This window comes from Nocardia sp. TBRC8007 (assembly GCF_056629435.1).
The window spans coordinates 1-18,460 of sequence record NZ_JBWSOR010000027.1; the positions used below are offsets into that span (position 1 = coordinate 1).

Genomic DNA, 18,460 nt, shown 5'->3' on the forward strand with positions numbered 1-18,460 from the left:
GTCAGTACATCCTCACCGTGAAGTGCAACCAGCCCAGCCTGCGCACATGGAAACACCGTCCTGGAAAGACTTTCCGTCTCCGTCGACCTCGCATGATTACGGTTATCGACGCCGTGGTACCCGTATTCCGAAAACCACCGAAGTCCATGTCGGCATCGGATTCCCCTGGCGCAGAAAAAATGCCGCGCATCAGCCGCACCGTGACGTCGCGGTACTGCGGCAGAGATAGCAGACCCGCGAAACCGTCACCAGCCCGACCATCGCCAGCGCTACACCCCAACAGGTCACCGCATAGGCGCGGACCCGATCGATCGAGAACACGATCCACCGATCCGCGGATTCGCCTACGACGAAGACCGCAGCCGAATCCGCAGCGACAGCATACTCCCGGACAGGAGAAACCATTCTGCCACAATGGAATTGCATGAGTAGAACGCCCGAGCCACTGCCTACCCGTGATCAAGCCATGGTCGGGGATCGTCGTGAAAAAAATGAACAAAAAGTAACTTCGTAGACAATATCTTGCGGGATCATGTCTACTGTTCTCCGCCGGAAAAGTGTTGAAGAAACAACTCCGATTACGAAAGCGAAACATTACCGCACGGGCCGCCTCCCGTAGCTTTCTTCGGCCGAGACACCGGAAAACGACCGACGCAGTCGTGGCGGACTTCGTGCGCGTCGCGAGCACCTACCGTGCACCTGAAGTATTCAAGAATTGAACAAGTATAGAAGGATCTGACCATGAAGCGTGGCATCAGCGTTGCTATCGGTATGATATCCGCGATATCCACCGTTTTCCTCACAGCGATTCCGGCGCATGCGGCCGCCCCCAAAATCACCAAGCTCGACGACGTGCTCAGAGATCAATACGGTAACTACACCTATGCAGAGTACGGTAAAGCGACGTACACCCATTCCGCTGTGGCGCTAGCGGGAAAACCCAAAATCACTTTGGGTAAACAGTGGTTCGCGGGCACGTCGACCCTACGGAACACCAGCAACCAGCCACAGACCCTGACCAGCCAAAGCTTCTCCAAGACCGTGGCCAACACGGCGACAACGTCGGTCACGAAAGGGCTAGAGATCTGGACCAAGCTATTGGCCACGCTGAATCTCGGTACGACACTGCAGTTAGGCGCCGAACTGAATACGACCTGGAGCTTCAGTGAGACGCGCAGCACCTCGACGTCCAAGTCGGCGACCTACACGGCTCCCGGACAGACCGTCACGGTTCCCCCGCACTCCACAGCCACCGTCACCGTCATGCTGCAGCAATCAGTAGCCAGCGGAAACGTCGACCTGATCACCGATATCGGCGGCTCCTTCCTCCCATGGTTCTGCACGCCACGCAACTGCGCAAACAGCGGTGACCAACCGATCTATCGGATGGTCAAATACGCGCAAGACAGCGGACAGACCCGATCCTTCACGAAGACCCCCCCACTGCGAGAAGGATTCTCGCTGAACAACGCCAATCAGACGCTGCGCTTCAAGGGACTCGGAACCTACAGCGCCACCTACGGAGCGAACTTCAAGGTCCACGTATCGATCAAACCAGACGCTCCCACCGCACCTGCACCCACGACCTTGAACCGAACCTTCAAAGCATTCTGACCTACGCGCACAAATCCACCGAGGGGCCCTCTCCTGATCGTTATCGGGAGAGGGCCCCTCGGGTCAGAAGCGCAAGCTCACCAGGAGCTCTTGTGCACACCGGGCAGCTCGCCTCGGTGTGCCATCTCGCGCAGACAGACGCGGCAGAGGCCGAACTTGCGGTACACCGCGTGCGGGCGGCCGCACCGCTGGCAGCGGGTGTAGGCGCGCACAGCGAACTTCGGCTTGGCGTTGGCCTTGTTGACCAGTGCTTTCTTTGCCATGTGCTCAGTTCTCCTTGAACGGGAAGCCGAGGTGCTTGAGCAGGGCACGGCCTTCTTCGTTATTGGTCGCGGTGGTCACCACGGTGATATCCATACCACGCGGGCGGTCGATCTTGTCCACGTCGATCTCGTGGAACATCGATTGCTCGCTCAGACCGAAGGTGTAGTTGCCATTGCCGTCGAACTGCTTCGGCGACAAGCCACGGAAGTCGCGTATACGCGGCAGGGCGATGGAGACCAGGCGGTCGAGGAACTCCCACATCCGGTCGCCGCGCAGGGTGACCTTCGCGCCGATCGGCATGCCCTCACGCAGTTTGAACTGCGCGATGGACTTGGTCGCCTTGCGGATCTGCGGCTTCTGACCGGTGATCAGGGCCAGGTCCTCGACCGCGCCGTTGATCAGCTTGGCGTCGCGAGCCGCGTCGCCGACACCCATGTTGACGACGACCTTCACCACGCCAGGGATCTGCATCACATTGGCGTAGTCGAATTCCTTGTTCAGCGCGTCCTTGATCTCTTCGCGGTAGCGCTGCTTCAGCCGGGGCTGCACGGGCGCGGAGCCTGCGGCAGTTTCGGTCGTAGTCATAATCAGATGTCCTTCCCGTTTTTCCGGGATATCCGGACCCGCTTGCCGCTTTCCTCGTCGGTCCGGTAGCCGATCCGGGTCGGCTTGCCATCGGAGTCGACGACCATCACGTTCGAGACGTGGATGGGGGCTTCCTGGGTCACGATGCCGCCCGAGGAGGCGCCGCGCTGGTTAGCGGAGTTCGCGACGTGCTTCTTGATCCGGTTCACGCCCTCGACGAGGACTCGGTTCTCCTTGGGGTAGGCCTGGATGACCTTGCCCTTGGCGCCCTTGTCCTTGCCCGAGACCACGAGCACGGTGTCACCCTTGTGCACCTTCATGTCAGAGCACCTCCGGGGCCAACGAGACGATCTTCATGAACCGCTTGTCGCGCAGCTCGCGGCCGACCGGGCCGAAGATGCGGGTGCCGCGCGGATCGTTGTCGGGCTTGATGAGCACGGCCGCGTTCTCGTCGAAGCGGATGTAGGAACCATCCGGCCTACGGCGCTCCTTGGTGGTGCGCACGACAACGGCCTTTACCACGTCACCCCGCTTGACGTTGCCGCCGGGGATGGCGTCCTTCACGGTGGCGACGATGACGTCGCCGATACCGGCATAGCGACGCGACGAACCGCCGAGAACGCGGATGCAGAGAATCTCCTTCGCACCCGTGTTGTCGGCGACACGCAGTCGCGACTCCTGCTGAATCACTTCAGCGTCCTCCTTGACCTGGACGTTTAGCACGCCGGATTACCGACCCGACGGGCATGGTCGGTTGCCCTCCGGACGCGCGCCTGCCGGCGTTCTCCTCGGTTCGAGCATGTAACACGGAACCGACCGCTGGGGGTTCGCCGCCGGATCGCGGACACGGCTCCCGCGGGCAACCGGTCCAGTGTAGGGGAATCCGCAGGTCGTTCCCAAATCGGACGGGCGGTCGGAAAGCGGGCGTGGCCGTCTGGAAGCACACTGGGCCGACGCCGGTAGCCTCATGCTCGACAAGGCCGCCTCCAGCACGTGTGCGGCGACTCCGTGACAGGGAGAGGACTCTCGCGTGACATCAACCGGTCGCCCAGCCCAGCTGGACCGTCGTGCCTTCTTGATCGCGCTCGGGGCGGTCCCGACCGCTGCCGCACTGGTCGCTTGTTCGGATAGCTCCCAGCCGGTGAGCAGGACGCTCACCGGCGTCGATATGAGCGGTGCGGACGAGGCGATCCGGCCGCAGGACGATCTGTACCGGCACGTCAACGGAAAGTGGCTGCGGGAGTATCAGTTGCCACCGGACAAGGCCGCCTTCAGCTCGTTCAGCGAGGCCTCCGAACGCACTCAACAACAGTTGCGCGAGATCATCGAAAGCATTCGTGATCCCAAGCCCGGTTCAGAGGCACAGCAGATCAGGGATCTGTACGACGCCAGAGTCGACTGGGATGAGATCGAACGGCTCGGGATGACGCCGCTAGCGGGACTGTTCGCCGAGATCGATGCCGCCGGGGACAAACCGAAGCTGGCCGAAGTGATGGGCGCGCTGCCGATCAGCGGCCTGATCGGGCTCCGTATCAGCATCGATCGAAAAAACTCCGACGCCTACATTCCCTCAATCAGGCAGTCCGGGCTCGGCCTCCCTGAGCAGTACTACCGGAAACCGGAACACGCCGAGGTGCTCGCGCAATACCGGGTTTTCCTCGAACGCATCGCCGCGGGAGCCGGGTTCCCCGATCCAGCCGGGATGGCGCAGCGCGTGTTCGACCTGGAAAAACGGATCGCGGCCGGACACTGGGACGAAGTGCGCAATCGCGACACCGACGCGACATACAACCGGTACAGCTGGGCCGAGATGACCGCGCTGGCACCGAAATTCGATTGGGATCGGTGGCTTTCCGGAATAACCGACCGCCCACGCGAACTGTTCGAGACAGTGGTGGTCAACCAACCGCCCTACCTCACCACAGCCGGTCGGCTGTGGACCGAAGTGGACCTCGACACCTGGCGCGACTATCTCAGATTGTCCTTACTGCGACATTTCGCACGTTACTTACCGAGGGCGATCAACGATGCGAACTTCGATTTCATTGGCAGGATTCTCAACGGGCAGACCGAGCGTCCGGCGCGGTGGAAGTACGGGGTCGGGATCGTCAACGAAAACCTCGGCGAACAGCTTGGGAAGATTTATGTGGCCGAGCACTTTCCGCCGGAGGCCAAAGATCGAGCCAAGGAGATGCTCACCGAGGTCGTCGCGGCCTATCGGGAGAACTTCGCCGACTCGACCTGGATGTCGCCGAAGACGCGTGCCGCTTCTATCGCGAAACTCGAGAAGATCGACGCCAAGATCGGCTATCCGGACAAGTGGGTCGATTACTCCACCCTGCGGATCACCAAGGGCAAGCTGATCGAATCTCTGCTCGCTATCTATGATTTCGAGTCCGAACGCGCATTGGCGCGGCTCGGCACACCGGTGGACAAGTCCGAGTGGAGCATGTCGCCGCAGACGGTGAATGCCTACTATTCGCCGACCACCAACCAGATCGTCTTTCCGGCCGCCTACCTCCAACCTCCGTTTTTCGACAAGGACGCGCTGCCTGCCGTCAATTTCGGCGCGGTCGGATCGACTATGGGACATGAGATCGGCCACGGTTTCGATGACCAAGGCTCCAAATACGACGGCGACGGCAACCTCCGTGACTGGTGGACTCCGGAAGATCGGGCCGCGTTCGAGGCCAAAGCCGAGGAGCTGATCAACCAGTACAATGTGCTGGTTCCCGAAGGCTTGAAGCCGGACCAGCACGTCAACGGGAAACTCACTGTCGGAGAGAATCTCGCCGACCTGCGCGGGCTGCAGATCACGCTCGCGGCCTTCCGCATGTCCGAAAAGCAGCGCGGCATCGACAACCCCGACTATCGCACCGTGTTCCTGTCCTGGGCGCGTATCTGGCGCTCGAAGCAGACCAAGGAGCGCACCATCCGCTTACTCGCCGAGGATACGCACTCCCCCGCCGAATTCCGCAGCAACCAGGTAGTACGCAACCTGGACGAATTCTATGTGGCCTTCGGCGTACAGAAAGGCGACAAACTCTTCATGCCCGCCGAACAACGCGTTACGTTCTGATTGCCGAGCGCAGTGAAATGGCGGCTCGGCCGAGTGCCGCTGCCGCCATTTCACTGCGCTCGTTCGATCGCATACCGAATGGGTGCGGTGAAATGGTGCGGATGGTGGTAGACGTCGGCGGCAGTAGCGTAGTAGATGGTCCAGCCTTCGGTGCTCAGCCAGTTGTGTCGCGGATTGTCACGCATGGCGGCATCCTGTCCGGAGTGCCATGCGATGCTGTCGTATTCCAGGCCGATCCGCCACCGCCGCCATCCGAGATCGATACGGCGCAGTCCGTCTCGAGTCCATACTTCGAGTTGCGGCTCTGGCGGCGGCAGGCCTGCATCGATGCAACGCAGTCTGGCGCGCGACTCCATAGGCGACTCGGCCCTGTCGTCTGCCAGCGCGATCAGCTCGGCGGCTCGGCGCCGATCGCGGCGGCGGGTGTGCTTGTCGATTTCGTCAACGAGGGCCGTAAGCGAGACCCCGCTTCGTAGCGCAGAGTCCAAGGTTGCCAGCGCATCCATGCGGGGCAGCGTGCGGGCGAGATCCGTGGCGGTGCGGACGGCATTCGTGGCCCATGTCCCGCGAACCAGCTCCAACTCCGCCGGATCGACTCGATCGCGGTGCACAACGAGCCGGTTGGCGCGTGAGGTCTGGATACCGAGAACATCGGTCGGCCGATTCGCGAGGACCGCGAATCCGTGCAGCTCGGCAGCGGTGTTGTAAGCGGCGGCCAGTGACACCAACCCCATGGACAACCGTGCGGCCTCGACTCGGAGTTCGGGTGCAGGTGACGTACTCGCCTCGCGGTAAACCCCTTGGAAGACCCGCACCCACTGCCCCCGGTCGATCCGAGCGCGCAGCTCGGCTCGGGTGTACTCGCACAACACCTGCCGCGCGGTGAACACGCCGAACTGTTCATCTCGCAACTGCGCCAAACCAAGTCGCATGCACCCAGCCTGCTTCGCCACCCGCTCTCTCCCACCGCACCCACCCGCCCCCTGTGGATACTCGGCCGGGTGTGAATTTCTCGGCGAGCGTAGTGAAAAGGCGGTTCCGTCAGCCGAGCGAACCACCATTCGACTCCGGTCGCCAAGACGACCGGTAGGACGCGAAGAGTGCGGCCACTACTTAACGGAGCAAGATAGATAGGTTAGCCTTGGCTGATTAAGCTGGAACGTGGTTTGAAGAAGCCGGCTCGAGGGGTTTTCTCGCGAAGGAGTGGTGAACGATGAGGTCTGTCCAGGCGGCTCGCAGCTGGGCGCGCATCGCAGTGGCCCTGCTGGCCGGCACCGTAATGCTTGCCGTCACCGCATGTGGGTCGCCGAGTGGCGAGCAGGAATCCGTTGGCGAATCGATCACTATCAAGCACGCCAGAGGTGAGACGACCATCACCGGGGTCCCGGAAAAGATCGTCATCCTCGGCAATCAATGGCTCGACACCAGCCTCGCCCTCGGCGTGACGCCTGCCGCCTACGTCGACAATGTCGCCGTGCTGTCCAAGGGCGCACCACCATGGCAGCCCCCGATCGACGCGTCTGCCACGCCGATCAGCACCACGGGCAATCTCACCGAGCAAGTCGCCGCGCTGGAACCCGATCTGATCCTGGCCGACTCCTTCATCGCCGACCAGAAGAACTACGACGATTTCTCCAAGATTGCCCCGACTCTGCCCGGACTGACCAAGGAGATCGTCACGCCATGGCAGGACCTGGTGACCACATTAGGCCGGATCCTGCACAAGCAGGATGAGGCGAAAACGATTGTCGCAAGCGTGAACGACAAGATCACGGACATCGCCGCGGCGAATCCAGGCTTGCAAGGCAAAACATTCGCCAGCACCTGGCTGGCCGGTATGACCCAATTGATGGTGCTGACCGACCCCAACGACGGGTCGGCCAAGTTGTTCGCGCAGCTGGGGCTCGGCATCCCGCAGAACCTGCTCGATCTGCCCGCCATCCAAGGTCGTGCCGCGCTCTCCCCAGAGCGGGTGGACGAACTGACGGCCGACGTGCTGCTCGCCGGCTACTCCGGAAATATGGACGAGAAGTACCGGCAGTTACCCGGCTACGCAAAACTGCCCGCGGTCGAGAAGGACGCAGTCGTCTTTCTGACCACCCAGGAGATCACTGCCGTCAACCAGCCGACGGTGTTGTCGATCCCGTACGTCCTGGACAAGCTATCGCCCGCGCTGACAAACGCCGCGAAGTAACACCACCGCACGAGGAGTTTCCCGGTTGTCCGCCCTCACCTATCCCGACCAGACCCGCTTCGCCCTGCGCGACGGCGTCACCTGCGTCACTGTGCCGACCGGAGCGGTACTGCTCAATCCACCGCACAACCAGAAACTGACCGGCCTCGGCACCGCCCAGGTGCAGGCGCTGAAGACGCTGAACCAGGGACCGTGCACACTCGGCGAACTCGCGAATCCGTCCGGCGGCCACGAGGTCGGTGAGCTGGTCGAACAGCTGGCCGAAGAGGGGTGGCTTTCGGTCACTGTCCGCAACGGCGGACGCGACCTCTACAGCATCCGGCCATTCGGACAGCCTGCATCGCGACCGAGTACGCCGCTACCCTGGTCGGCCACGTTGTCGAAATTCGCTGTGCTGCATCGTGACGCGAACAGTTTTGTACTCGAACACCCACTGGCGTGGTGCGACCTGCGCATCCACGATCCTCGGCTGCTCGCGCTGCTCGACGGGGTCGGCGCGGCGGACGTCGACCTGCCGATCGCGGTCAAATCTCAGTTCGCCGATGATCTGCGATGGTGTGGTTTCCTGGTCGCGGATGCAGACGCCGAGGATCGGGAATTCACCACGAGCAGCTGGAGCGCACCGGATCTGTGGTTCCACCGTCGCAGCACGCTGGGAGAGCGCACCATCACCTGGGAGCATTTCGGCCCGACCAAGTGGGCGAAGGGCCGGTTCCCACAACCGAAGGCCCGCAAGGCGAACTACCCCGGCGAAGCGATCGCGCTGCCCGTCCCGGATCTGGTGGCCAAGCGGTCCGACGACCCGCCCTTGACGGCCGTGCTGGAGGACCGTGTATCGACCAGAGCCTTCGACGAAACCGCGCCCCTCACCCTCGACCAGCTGGCCGAATTGCTGTATCGCACTGCCAGAACCCGCAGCACGCGGCTGGTGGGGGAGGACGAAGAGCTGCTCTCCCGGCCCTACCCGTCCGGTGGCAGCCTGTATGAACTCGAGCTCTACCCGGTGGTGCGCTCGGTCACGGGTCTAGCACCTGGCATGTACCACTACGACTCGTTCGACCATGTGCTGCGGTTCGTCGCCGCGGCGGACACGCCAGCGGTCACTCGGCTGGTGAAGCCGACATCGGCTACGCTCGCCGCAGGCGCCGAGCCCCAAGTGCTGCTGGTCATCGCAGCTCGCGCGGGCCGGATGATGTGGACCTACGAGCAGATCGCGTATGCCGCCATCCTCAAGCAGGTCGGTGTCCTCACTCAAACGATCTACCTGGCGGCGACCGCTATGGGCCTGGGCGCTTGTGCGCAGGGTTTCGGAGACACTGCGGCGTTCGCTACCGCGGCAGGTGTCGACGAGCTGGAGGAATGCAGTGTTGGGAGCATCATCATCGGCTCCCGCGAAGCGTACTGAACTGAATGCTGTGACGTGTCCGCTGCCGGGAACCACACCGGCGGCGGATACGACAGGCTGGGTATCCCTTTCGCACTACCGATCCAGCCACGCGAGGGGAGGTAGGCACAGTCGCCAGAAATCGCCGCACAGGATCTATGACCGGTACCGTCCTACACTCGAGATGCTCATGTTCCTCCATGAGGTCATTGAGCCCGTTGGGAGAGCGTGTCTCCGGTACCATGAAGGTCAATGCCGAACATGTCGCGCCCGGCAGTCATCGGAGCTCAGTCACGGGTTCTGTTCACTGTCAGACTGACTGGATGAGTATCGGTGGTCGGCCCTTGGCACCGGCTTCGCTACGCGGCCCGGCAATGGGGGATGCGTTCGGGTCATGTTTCGACGATGTGATGAACCATGGTGCGTTGCAGGCACGCACCCTGCTGCCATGGTCCTGATTGTGGAGCGCCGCCCATCCGAATGGGGACAACGGCGCCTGTTGTGATGTCCGCCTCGCGTCAGGTCTGGGCCAAGACCTCCGCATCGGTCATCGCGGCCACTTCGCGGTAGAGCCGGGCGATTGTAGGCAGTCGGTCCGCCCCGGCGCGCTGGGCATCACGATCCCGCAGGCGCTCGGCCAGACCGGCTACGGTACGGGTGGCGAACAGGTCGGCGACCAGTGCGTGGTCGACGTGCAGCCACTCGCGCATCCGGGCGATCACGGTGGTGGCGAGCACGGAATCGCCGCCGCGGCCGAAGAAATCGTCGTGTACGCCGATCTCGTCGAGGCCGAGAACATCGGCGATGATGTCGGCCAGGACGGCTTCCACGTCATCGCGCGGGGCGGTGTCCTCGACCTCGGTCGCCTGTGGTTCGAGCAGCGCGACCACCGCGCGACGGTCCGATTTACCGTTGGCGGTCAACGGCATCTGCTCGAAGAATTCGATGCGGGTGGGAATCATATAGCTGGGCAGCAGGTTCGAGAGCGCGGCGGTAATATCGCCGATCTCGCTCGCCGCACCCGCGATGGCGGCGACCAGTTTCGGCGCACCCGCGCCGACAACCGCGGCGACGGCATGGTGGACCCCGGCCACCGTACGCAAGGCGCTCTCCACCTCGCCGAGCTCCACTCGATAGCCGCGGATCTGCACCTGATGATCGACGCGGCCGAGGAATTCGATGGTGCCGTCGGGCCAATACCTGGCCATATCGCCGGTCTTGTACCAGCGGATGCCCTCGTGTTCGACGAAACGCTGCGCGGTCCGGTCCGGATCATTGCGGTAGCCCGCGGCGACATTCGCACCGCCGACCCAGAATTCACCGGGTACCCAGTCCGGACAGTCCCGGCCCTCCGCACCGACTACACGGCACCGGACATTGCGCAGCGGAACGCCGAACGGCACCGTCGCCCAGTGCGCGGGGGGCTCGCCCACCACCTCGCAGATGGTGTTGTGGATGGCGGTCTCGGTCGCACCGCCGAGCCCGGCGAACCGACACCCCGGCACCTGAGCGGCCAGCCTGCGGGCCAGGTCGGCGCCGACCCAGTCACCGCCGAGGGTGACCGCACGCAGCGAGTAGCCCAACTGGTCACCGCCGATCTCCAGGATCATGTCCAGCATGCTCGGCACACAGTTGAGGATCGATACTCGATGCGTGCGTAGTAGTTCCACCCAGGTGGTGGCCTCGGCGCGTTGTCGAGAATCAACTGCGACGAGTGAGCCGCCCACCGAGAACATGCCGAAGATGTCGTAGACCGAGGCGTCGAATTCCAAGGCCGACAAAGCCAGCACGCGGTCGGCGCTGCCGACCGAGAACCACTCGTTCACCGCGTCGATGGTGTTCATCGCGGCGCGGTGCGGGACGTCGACTCCCTTGGGCACGCCGGTCGATCCGGACGTGAAGATCACGTAGGCGATATCGCCCGTATCCGGGAGGACCGGTACCGCCAGCGGATCAGGGTAAGCGCAGGCCGCATCGATGGACAGGCATGTCACCGCCGCGCCCAAGTCCGCGCCCGGCACCGTCAAGGCCGTGCCGATGTCACCGGTGCGCAGGATCTCGGCTCGACGGCCGAGAGGTTGATCGAATCCGATCGGCACGTAGGTCGCCCCCGCCGCGAGCACACCGAGCACGGCCATGATCTGGTCCGGTCCCTTCGGCAGCTGGACCGCGACCGCCGCGCCGGGCCGCACTCCCTCGGCGTGCAGCGCGCCCGCGATCGCCAGGGCTCGGGCTGCCAGATCTCCGTAGCTCCATTCGCCCTGCTCGGCGCCGAGACCCCAGCGCACCGCAGGCGCCTCGGGATGTGCCGTGGCATGCTCGAAGAAACCCTGATGCAGGCAGCGCCCGCTGACCGGGCCATCGGTGGCGTTGACCGCCGCCCGCACTTCGGCCTGGGCGATCGGTAACCGCACCGCCGCCTCCGCGTTCCAGCCTGCCTCGCCCTCGGCCAGCCGCTCGATGGCCGCGGTGTACTGGGCGAACATGGCGTCGACCATGCCCTCCGGGAATGCCGATTCGCGCACGTCCCAATTGAGCAGCAGGCCGCTGCGCACCTCGGTGACCTGCGCGTCCAGCAGAACCTGCGGCCCCTGCGAGATGATCCACACCGGCTCACCGAAGGACTCGGTGACCGTATCGGCGAACAGTTCGCCCAAGTTCAGCGCACTGGTGTAGACGACAGGAGCCAAGATCGGCTCACCGCGATACCTGCCCAGATCCCGCAGCACCTCGAGTCCGGTGTAAGCACTGTGCGCACCACTGTCGTGCATACTACGTTGCAGCGCACGGGCCCGATCGGCAACCGACATGTTCTCGGTGACATCGACCTCGAGCATGATCGAGGAAGTGAAATCACCGATCACGCGATCGATATCGGAATGCACCGGTTCCCGGTGGAACAGTGGCACATTCAGCAGGAACCGGCTCTGCGCCGACCATCCGCCGATAGTCTCGGCGAACACTGCCGCCAGCGCCATGGCCGGCGTAAGGCCGCGCTTGTGCGCGGCGGCGAGCAGTCGCTGCTTGGCCCGCGGCGCCAGCCAATGGTCGTAGCGCACGGTGCGCTGCCCACCCGTGCGGGCACCGACCGGGATAGTGGGGAGTTCCGGCGCACCAGGTAGTTCGGGCAGTCGCTGTTGCCACCACTGCCGGTCCCGCTCACGGAAGGCGCTGTCGACGCGGCATTCGGTGCGATAGCGCCGATAACTGTAGCCGGGTGCGGGCAGCGACGCACCACGGTATAACTCAGCCAGTTCGGAAACCAGCACCCGGTAGCTCATAGCATCGCCCGCGAGCATGTCGACATCCAGGTGCAGTCGGGTGCTGTCCGCGTCGCGCAGGGTCAGAGTGATGTCGATGACCTGACCGTCTTCGATGGCCAAGACCTGATGGGTCTTGCGCTCACGCAACTCGACCAAGGCGGCCTCGACCGCTTCCGGCGTCTGTCCACGCAGATCGACCACGTTGAAGACCGGCAGCCCCGGCGTGAGCATGGTCTGCTGAGTGCCCTCCGGCAGAAACCTGGTGCGCAGCATTGGATGCGCCGCGACCAGATCGGTCGCTGCCCGCTCCAGCCGTACCGGATCGATGCGGCCACCGTCGAATTCGACGTAGAGATGAGCGGCGACACCGCCGAGCTCCTGCTCGGCCGATCGGCCGATCCAGTAGGCATGCTGCATGGTAGCCAGCGGGAAGGGTTCCTGCTCGTCATCGGCAGGGACGGCGGCAGCTGCTGCGGTGGGCACTGGATCGTTATCGGTGCTCGCCGCACTCCGGTCGAGTAGGTCGTACCAGGCTGCCAGGGTCGGCGTGGCCGCGAGCTGGGCGAAGTTGATATCGGCTCCGCGCTTGCGCCATCGACCGGCCAGCTTCATGGTCCGAATCGAATCCAGCCCCAACTGAATGAGGTCGTCATGATCGGCGATATCGCTCTCGGCTACACCGAGTTGTCCCGCTACCGCCGCCTTGATCTCCTCCTTGTCGATCCCGGCCGAGTCTTCCCGCTGTGGTGCCGACTCCACTTCGCTGTCACTCCTTGCTCTTCTTCGCTGTCGGCTCTTCCGTGCCTATCGCCGCATCCGGTGCTGCGCGCCTGCTCCGCAGCAGCCCAGCTCATTTAATTAGGTTTACCTAACTCAGGCAAATCGATAACATGTCCGATCAGCGTTGCGCCGCCCAGGAATCCTGTAGCGCGGCCAGTGCGTCCGCACCCAGACCCGAGACCGACATGGGCTCATGGCGATGGCGGTCCTCGGCGGAAATCTCCGACACCGTGCCGGTAGATGAGCCTGCGCGGAGTTCATCGACCGCCGTGGCGAGTTCGGCAATGGTGAAGTACTCGAATACCAGCCGCGGCGTCAGCGGCAACCCCGCCTCACCCGCACGGGCCGCCCACTGGATCGCGATGACGCTGTCGCCGCCGAGGCCGAAGAAGCCGTCTTCGCGACCGATGTCGGTGAGCTCGAGCAGCTCTTCGAGCAGGGCGATCAGGGTGCGCTCGGTATCGGTCCGCGGGGCCTCGCTCTCACCGCCCTCGGCCCGGATGGGCGCGGCGGTCGGATGCACTTGGGCGGGTGCGGTAGTCCGATGTACTACCGTCCTGGCCGTATCCCACTCGGCTGGAAGCAGATCCAACTCCCCGAGCGCCGTATCCGGCTGCTGGGCGAACGCCTCGAAAACCCGGACGAGCACATCGGCGAAGAGCTCGCCGGTCGCGGTCTCATACAGATCGGGATCGATCACGATACGCGCGATCAGCTCCCCTGTGGTGTCCACGGTGTAGTCGAAGTGGAAATCCATGAACGAGACGTCGTAGAACGAGGCGATGCCCTGCATCATGGTCGCGCCATCGGAATCGAACGCGACCGGCGTCGCGCGGTGCCGCATATGCATCATCACCTGGAACAACGGATTGCGCGACAGCGAACGCGGCGGATTGATGGTCTCGACGAGGCGCTCGAACGGCACGCCTTGGCGGCTGATCGCGTCCAGCGACGAGTCCCGTACCCGATCCAGCACAATCCTCGGCGTCGGATCACCCGAGACGTCATTGCGCAACACCACCACATTGGCGAACAGGCCGATCAGATCATCGGTCGTCCGCTCGGTGCGATTGGCCACGGCCGCGCCGATCGCCACATCATCACCGGCGCCGAGTGCGCTCAGCACCACCGCGCTGACAGCCTGGCACAGCATGAACTCGGTGGCGCCCACCGCCTCCGCATGGGTGCGCGCACGCGCCCAGATCACAGCGGGCACAATCCTGGCGGTGCTGACGCCGTCGCGACCCAGCACCGACGGGCGAGGTCGGTCGTGGCCGACCGCGATTTCGTCCGGCAACCCAGCCAGCGCCGCGCGCCAGTAATCCAGCTGCGCCTGACCGAACGCACTGACCTCGCGGCCAGGACCTCGGTCGAAGATCTCGCGCTGCCACATCGCGAAATCCGCGAACTGGATAGCTAATTCGGGCCACTCCGGCGCAGTGCCACGCAGCCGAGCCCGGTAAGCGGTGGTCAGATCGTCGACGAAGATCTGACAGGAACGGCGGTCGGCGATGATGTGGTGCAGCAGAATCGACAGCACATGCGTCCTGGCATCGAGCCCCAACAAACGCAACCGCAGCAAGGGCTCGGCCCGCAAATCGAATACATAGGCCGCATCGGCCGCCAATTCCGCAGCGAGCCTGGATTCGCCCTCACCCTCGGCGAACTCCACCACCGGAACCTCGACGTGCCCAGCAGGGTGGATGAGCTGATAGGGCGTCGATTCGTGTTCGGGGAATGTGGTGCGCAGCGATTCGTGTCTGGCTACAACGTCATTGATCGCGGCGACCAGAGCGGCTCGGTCGAGCGGGCCGTCGAAACGGATCGGGTAGGTGACGTTCTCCCCCTCGATCGCGCCTTCCATCTTCCGCTGCAGCCAATAGGCGCGCTGCGAGTAGGACAGCGGAATGTACTCGGGTCGTGACCTTCGCACCAGCTCGGGTCGCGCCGAAGGTCTCGGCATGGCGCTCGAGGCGATCGGATGGCTCGCGAAACCCTCGGCAGTACCTGGCTCAGCGGCGCACTCGTCCTCGCCTGGCTCAGCGACATCCGCGCCGAGCTCGTCGAGGTCGATATCGAACTCGTCGAGGAAAGCCGCGACCAGATGAGCGGCCAGCCCAGCGACAGTGGGTTTGTCGAAGGGCACCCGCATGTCCAGCTCGATGCCGAATTCGGCGCGAATCATGGTGATCAGCCGGGCCGCGAGCAATGAATGCCCGCCGAGTTCGAAGAACGAGTCGTCGGCGCCGATCTGCTCACGACCGAACAATGTCGCGTACAGGGCGGCGACGCGGACCTCGGTCGGAGTCTGTGGCACGCGGTACTCGCGTGCCACCGTGAGTACCGGCGCGGGCAGCGCATATTTGTCGAGCTTGCCATGGGCGGTCAGTGGCACCGCATCGATCACCATGACAGCCGCCGGCACCATGTGCTCGGGCAAGGACGCACCAACGAACGCGCGTACTTGGTCGAGATCGAGTTCGACGCCCGGTTCTGGCACCACATACGCGGCCAGGATCGGGCCGAGCGACTCGTGTTCGGTCACGGTCACGACGCAGTGAGCGATATCGAGGTGATCGGTGTGGGCAGCCTCCACCTCACCAAGCTCGATCCGATGCCCGCGCACCTTGACCTGCTCATCGGCCCGACCGAGGAACTCGATCTCGCCTGCGGCATTGCGTCGCGCCAGGTCGCCGGTGCGGTAAAGCCGCCCGCCGGGCAGGAACGGGTCGGCGATGAAGCGTTCGGCGGTCAGCCCGGAACGGTTCAGGTAGCCGCGGGCCAGCTGCCTGCCGCCGAGGTAGATCTCCCCCACCACGCCGACCGGCACCAGCTGCAATGCCTCGTCCAGCAAGTAGAGATACACGTTCTGGTTCGGGACGCCGATCGGCACGATGCCGATGCCCTGCGGTCCCTCTACTGGCTGATGCGTCGAGCACACCACAGCCTCGGTGGGCCCGTAATGGTTGCGCAGCCTGGCATCGAACTGAGTCGCGAACCGGTCGGCGACCTCACCGGGCAACGCCTCACCGCCGACCGGGACATGCCGCAGGCCGCGCCACTCCGTGACCTCGGGAAGCACCAAGAAAGTGGCCAGCATCGAAGGCACCATGTGCAGCACCGAAATACCATGGCGGGTAACCAGGTCCGCGATATACGGGATGTCCCGGTAGGCGTTCGGCTTCGGCACGACCACCCGTGCGCCCGCCGTCAGCGTCACGAAGATGTCCATCAACGAGGCATCGAAACTCACCGATGCGGACTGCAGCACCCGGTCCGCAGGGGTGAGATCCCATTCTGCGGTGAAACTGATCAGATGTTCGGCGATGGCCTCATGCGGGACGCAGACACCTTTGGGCTTCCCGGTAGAGCCCGAGGTGTAGATGACATAGGCCGTATTCGACGGGCGCAGCGGTGCGGCGCGGTCGGCGTCGACCGGATCGGTATCGGGCCGGACGGCGGCCTCAGCCTCGGCGGCAGCCAGAGCGGCAGCGTCGAAGACGAGTTCGGGCCGGGCATCCAACAGCAGATACTCGATCCGGTCGGCCGGGTACGCGGGGTCGATCGGCAGATACGCCGCTCCCGCCTTCAGCACCGCGACTGCAGCGATGATGAACTCGACGGAAGTCGCCATCCGAAGCGCGACAATGCGCTCCGGACCCGCGCCACGGCCGATCAACCAGTGCGCCAGCCGGTTAGCCCGCCGGTTCAACTGGTCGAAGGTCAGCTCGATGTCATCGGAGGCCACCGCGACGTGTCCTGGCGCCTCCGCGACCCGCTGCTGCAGCAACGCGACCATAGTGGTCGCGGGTATGGCGACCAGCGAGCCGTGCGTGGCGGCCAGCATCTGCGCCCGGTCGGTGTCGCCGAAGATGTCGATCTCGCGTAAGCGCAGGCTCGGCGCTCGCAGTGCGCTGTCGAGCAGCTGCAGATAATGGTCGAGGAACTGCTCGACCAGTTGCCGATCCAACGCGTCCACCAGATACGTCGCCTCGACCCGAGCACAGGCCCGGTCGAGCACCACCATCAGTCCCAACTCTTCGGCCGCCGCCGAGCTGCCGAGCGGTAGCCGCGTGGCCTCGACGCCGTCGAGAATGAAGCCTGCGGTGTCGCTTCGCACGCTGAAGCTGAGCTGCACGAGCTGCGCCAGCGCGTCCAGGCCCGCTACGCGCCGCGGATTCACCTCGCGCACCACCCGGTCCACCCCGACTCCTTGGTGGCCGAATGCTCCGACACAGACACTGCGGGTGCGATCGAGCAACGCGGCGAAATCGTCCGCACCGTCCAGTTCCGCGCGAACCAAAACGGTATTGCCGAAATAGCCGATCAGCCGCTCGGCGCCGCCTCGGCGATCGACCACAGGAACCGAAACCAGGAAATCCGTCGCCGCGGTGTAGCGGTGCACCAGCACCTCGAAGGCCGCGAGCAGCACCATGAACGGCGAGGCCGAATGCACACGGCCGAATTCGGCCAGCCGCGTCATCAGCTCCGGCGCCAGCGGGCGCGCACACTGGTCCGCGTGCTGCGACCGACTGTGCGCCGCAAACCTGCTCGGCAGTTCGAGGCGTTCCGGTAACGGGGTCAGGGTCTCGCGCCAATAGGCCAGGTCGGCAGTGGCCTCGTCATCGCCGCCGACCTCGATATCGGCGTACTGTGCTTCGAGCGCGGACAATTCAGCGCCGCGGTAGGCGGCGTCCAGTTCGGTGAACAACACCGGCCACGAGTCGTCATCCCAGCTGATGTGGTGGACCACCAAGATCAGGACATGCTCGGTCGCACCGGTGCGCACCAGCGTCGCACGCAGCGGCGGCTCGGCGGTCAAGTCGAAGGGGCGGGCGAACTCGCGGCGGGCGAGCACCTCGATCCGCACGCTCGCACTCGCCTGCGGCAAATCGGTGAGATCGTGCTGCTGCCAGGTCAATTCAGCGTCGTCCGTGGCTATCTGATACGGCTCGCCGTCAGCACCCACCTGATAGGTGGTGCGCAGGATCTCATGCCGTGCGACCACGGTCGCGAACGCGGCACGCAACCGGTCGGTACTCAGCGCACCGGACAGCTGGTAGGCGACACAAATATTCAGCGTGGCGCCGGCGGGATCGAGCCGCTGCACGAACCACATCCGACGCTGTGCCGCCGACAGCGGGCTCGGCGCACCGCTGACGCGCGTGCGCACCGGCGAAGGCACGGTCGCTTGTACATTGTTCGCCCGCAATCGCTGCTGGAGCAATTGCTTTCTACGCTGGAGAATGTCCTCTGCCATGGCTGTCCTTCGAATCTGGTGACGGACTGGGGGTTGC

General features: G+C 64.2%; 13 protein-coding genes. 5 read left to right on the top strand and 8 right to left on the bottom strand.

Annotated features, from left to right (window positions below):
* Nucleotides 1–189: 189 nt before the first annotated feature.
* Nucleotides 190–405, bottom strand: a complete 216-nt coding sequence (locus ACX4ZE_RS17435; protein ID WP_480274511.1) for a hypothetical protein — start codon at nt 403–405, stop codon at nt 190–192.
* 336 nt (nt 406–741) lie between these two features.
* On the opposite strand from ACX4ZE_RS17435, the gene ACX4ZE_RS17440 reads away from it, so the two are divergent.
* Entirely contained in the window at nt 742–1,614 is an 873-nt protein-coding gene (locus tag ACX4ZE_RS17440) for an ETX/MTX2 family pore-forming toxin (RefSeq protein ID WP_480274512.1), read from the top strand.
* Between the two features lie 77 nt (nt 1,615–1,691).
* Here ACX4ZE_RS17440 and ACX4ZE_RS17445 read toward each other — a convergent pair whose 3' ends face one another.
* From ACX4ZE_RS17445 to rplN, 4 genes are read right to left on the bottom strand one after another with little or no spacing between them, the layout of a single operon-like run.
* Nucleotides 1,692–1,877, bottom strand: coding sequence for a type Z 30S ribosomal protein S14 (locus ACX4ZE_RS17445; protein WP_014981705.1), 186 nt, complete (start codon nt 1,875–1,877; stop codon nt 1,692–1,694).
* 4 nt (nt 1,878–1,881) lie between these two features.
* A complete protein-coding gene (rplE, locus tag ACX4ZE_RS17450; protein WP_480274513.1) occupies nt 1,882–2,463 on the bottom strand; it encodes a 50S ribosomal protein L5 in 582 nt (193 codons plus the stop codon).
* Between the two features lie 2 nt (nt 2,464–2,465).
* The gene (rplX, locus tag ACX4ZE_RS17455) at nt 2,466–2,783 is read right to left on the bottom strand and encodes a 50S ribosomal protein L24 (RefSeq protein WP_480274514.1); all 318 of its coding nucleotides are present in this window, start codon (nt 2,781–2,783) and stop codon (nt 2,466–2,468) included.
* A 1-nt stretch (nt 2,784) separates the two neighbouring features.
* The gene (rplN, locus tag ACX4ZE_RS17460) at nt 2,785–3,153 is read right to left on the bottom strand and encodes a 50S ribosomal protein L14 (protein ID WP_480274551.1); all 369 of its coding nucleotides are present in this window, start codon (nt 3,151–3,153) and stop codon (nt 2,785–2,787) included.
* Nucleotides 3,154–3,493: 340 nt separating this feature from the next.
* Between rplN and ACX4ZE_RS17465 the strand changes: the two genes are divergently transcribed.
* Nucleotides 3,494–5,542, top strand: a complete 2,049-nt coding sequence (locus tag ACX4ZE_RS17465) for a M13 family metallopeptidase (RefSeq protein WP_480274515.1) — start codon at nt 3,494–3,496, stop codon at nt 5,540–5,542.
* Between the two features lie 50 nt (nt 5,543–5,592).
* Here the strand turns inward: ACX4ZE_RS17465 and ACX4ZE_RS17470 are convergent, their stop codons facing one another.
* Entirely contained in the window at nt 5,593–6,474 is an 882-nt protein-coding gene (locus tag ACX4ZE_RS17470) for a type IV toxin-antitoxin system AbiEi family antitoxin domain-containing protein (protein ID WP_480274516.1), read from the bottom strand.
* A 281-nt stretch (nt 6,475–6,755) separates the two neighbouring features.
* On the opposite strand from ACX4ZE_RS17470, the gene ACX4ZE_RS17475 reads away from it, so the two are divergent.
* The 3 genes from ACX4ZE_RS17475 to ACX4ZE_RS17485 all read left to right on the top strand — a co-directional run bounded on the left by ACX4ZE_RS17475 (nt 6,756) and on the right by ACX4ZE_RS17485 (nt 9,578).
* Nucleotides 6,756–7,736, top strand: a complete 981-nt coding sequence (locus ACX4ZE_RS17475; RefSeq protein WP_480274517.1) for an ABC transporter substrate-binding protein — start codon at nt 6,756–6,758, stop codon at nt 7,734–7,736.
* A 25-nt stretch (nt 7,737–7,761) separates the two neighbouring features.
* On the top strand, nt 7,762–9,141 hold the full coding sequence (locus tag ACX4ZE_RS17480) for a SagB family peptide dehydrogenase (RefSeq protein ID WP_480274518.1): 1,380 nt from the start codon (nt 7,762–7,764) through the stop codon (nt 9,139–9,141).
* Nucleotides 9,142–9,443: 302 nt separating this feature from the next.
* Nucleotides 9,444–9,578, top strand: coding sequence for a hypothetical protein (locus ACX4ZE_RS17485; protein WP_480274519.1), 135 nt, complete (start codon nt 9,444–9,446; stop codon nt 9,576–9,578).
* 60 nt (nt 9,579–9,638) lie between these two features.
* Here the strand turns inward: ACX4ZE_RS17485 and ACX4ZE_RS17490 are convergent, their stop codons facing one another.
* A complete protein-coding gene (locus ACX4ZE_RS17490) occupies nt 9,639–13,142 on the bottom strand; it encodes a non-ribosomal peptide synthetase (RefSeq protein ID WP_480274520.1) in 3,504 nt (1,167 codons plus the stop codon).
* A gap of 139 nt (nt 13,143–13,281) precedes the next feature.
* Nucleotides 13,282–18,423, bottom strand: coding sequence for an amino acid adenylation domain-containing protein (locus ACX4ZE_RS17495; protein WP_480274521.1), 5,142 nt, complete (start codon nt 18,421–18,423; stop codon nt 13,282–13,284).
* Between the last annotated feature and the right edge of the window lie 37 nt (nt 18,424–18,460).

What these genes read in the sequence shown, in the direction of transcription:
- ACX4ZE_RS17435 (WP_480274511.1), bottom strand. Translation starts at nt 405, where the DNA reads ATGGTTTCTCCTGTCCGGGAGTATGCTGTCGCTGCGGATTCGGCTGCG.
- ACX4ZE_RS17440 (WP_480274512.1), top strand. Translation starts at nt 742, where the DNA reads ATGAAGCGTGGCATCAGCGTTGCTATCGGTATGATATCCGCGATATCC.
- ACX4ZE_RS17445 (WP_014981705.1), bottom strand. Translation starts at nt 1,877, where the DNA reads ATGGCAAAGAAAGCACTGGTCAACAAGGCCAACGCCAAGCCGAAGTTC.
- rplE (WP_480274513.1), bottom strand. Translation starts at nt 2,463, where the DNA reads ATGACTACGACCGAAACTGCCGCAGGCTCCGCGCCCGTGCAGCCCCGG.
- rplX (WP_480274514.1), bottom strand. Translation starts at nt 2,783, where the DNA reads ATGAAGGTGCACAAGGGTGACACCGTGCTCGTGGTCTCGGGCAAGGAC.
- ACX4ZE_RS17470 (WP_480274516.1), bottom strand. Translation starts at nt 6,474, where the DNA reads ATGCGACTTGGTTTGGCGCAGTTGCGAGATGAACAGTTCGGCGTGTTC.
- ACX4ZE_RS17475 (WP_480274517.1), top strand. Translation starts at nt 6,756, where the DNA reads ATGAGGTCTGTCCAGGCGGCTCGCAGCTGGGCGCGCATCGCAGTGGCC.
- ACX4ZE_RS17485 (WP_480274519.1), top strand. Translation starts at nt 9,444, where the DNA reads ATGAGTATCGGTGGTCGGCCCTTGGCACCGGCTTCGCTACGCGGCCCG.
- ACX4ZE_RS17495 (WP_480274521.1), bottom strand. Translation starts at nt 18,423, where the DNA reads ATGGCAGAGGACATTCTCCAGCGTAGAAAGCAATTGCTCCAGCAGCGA.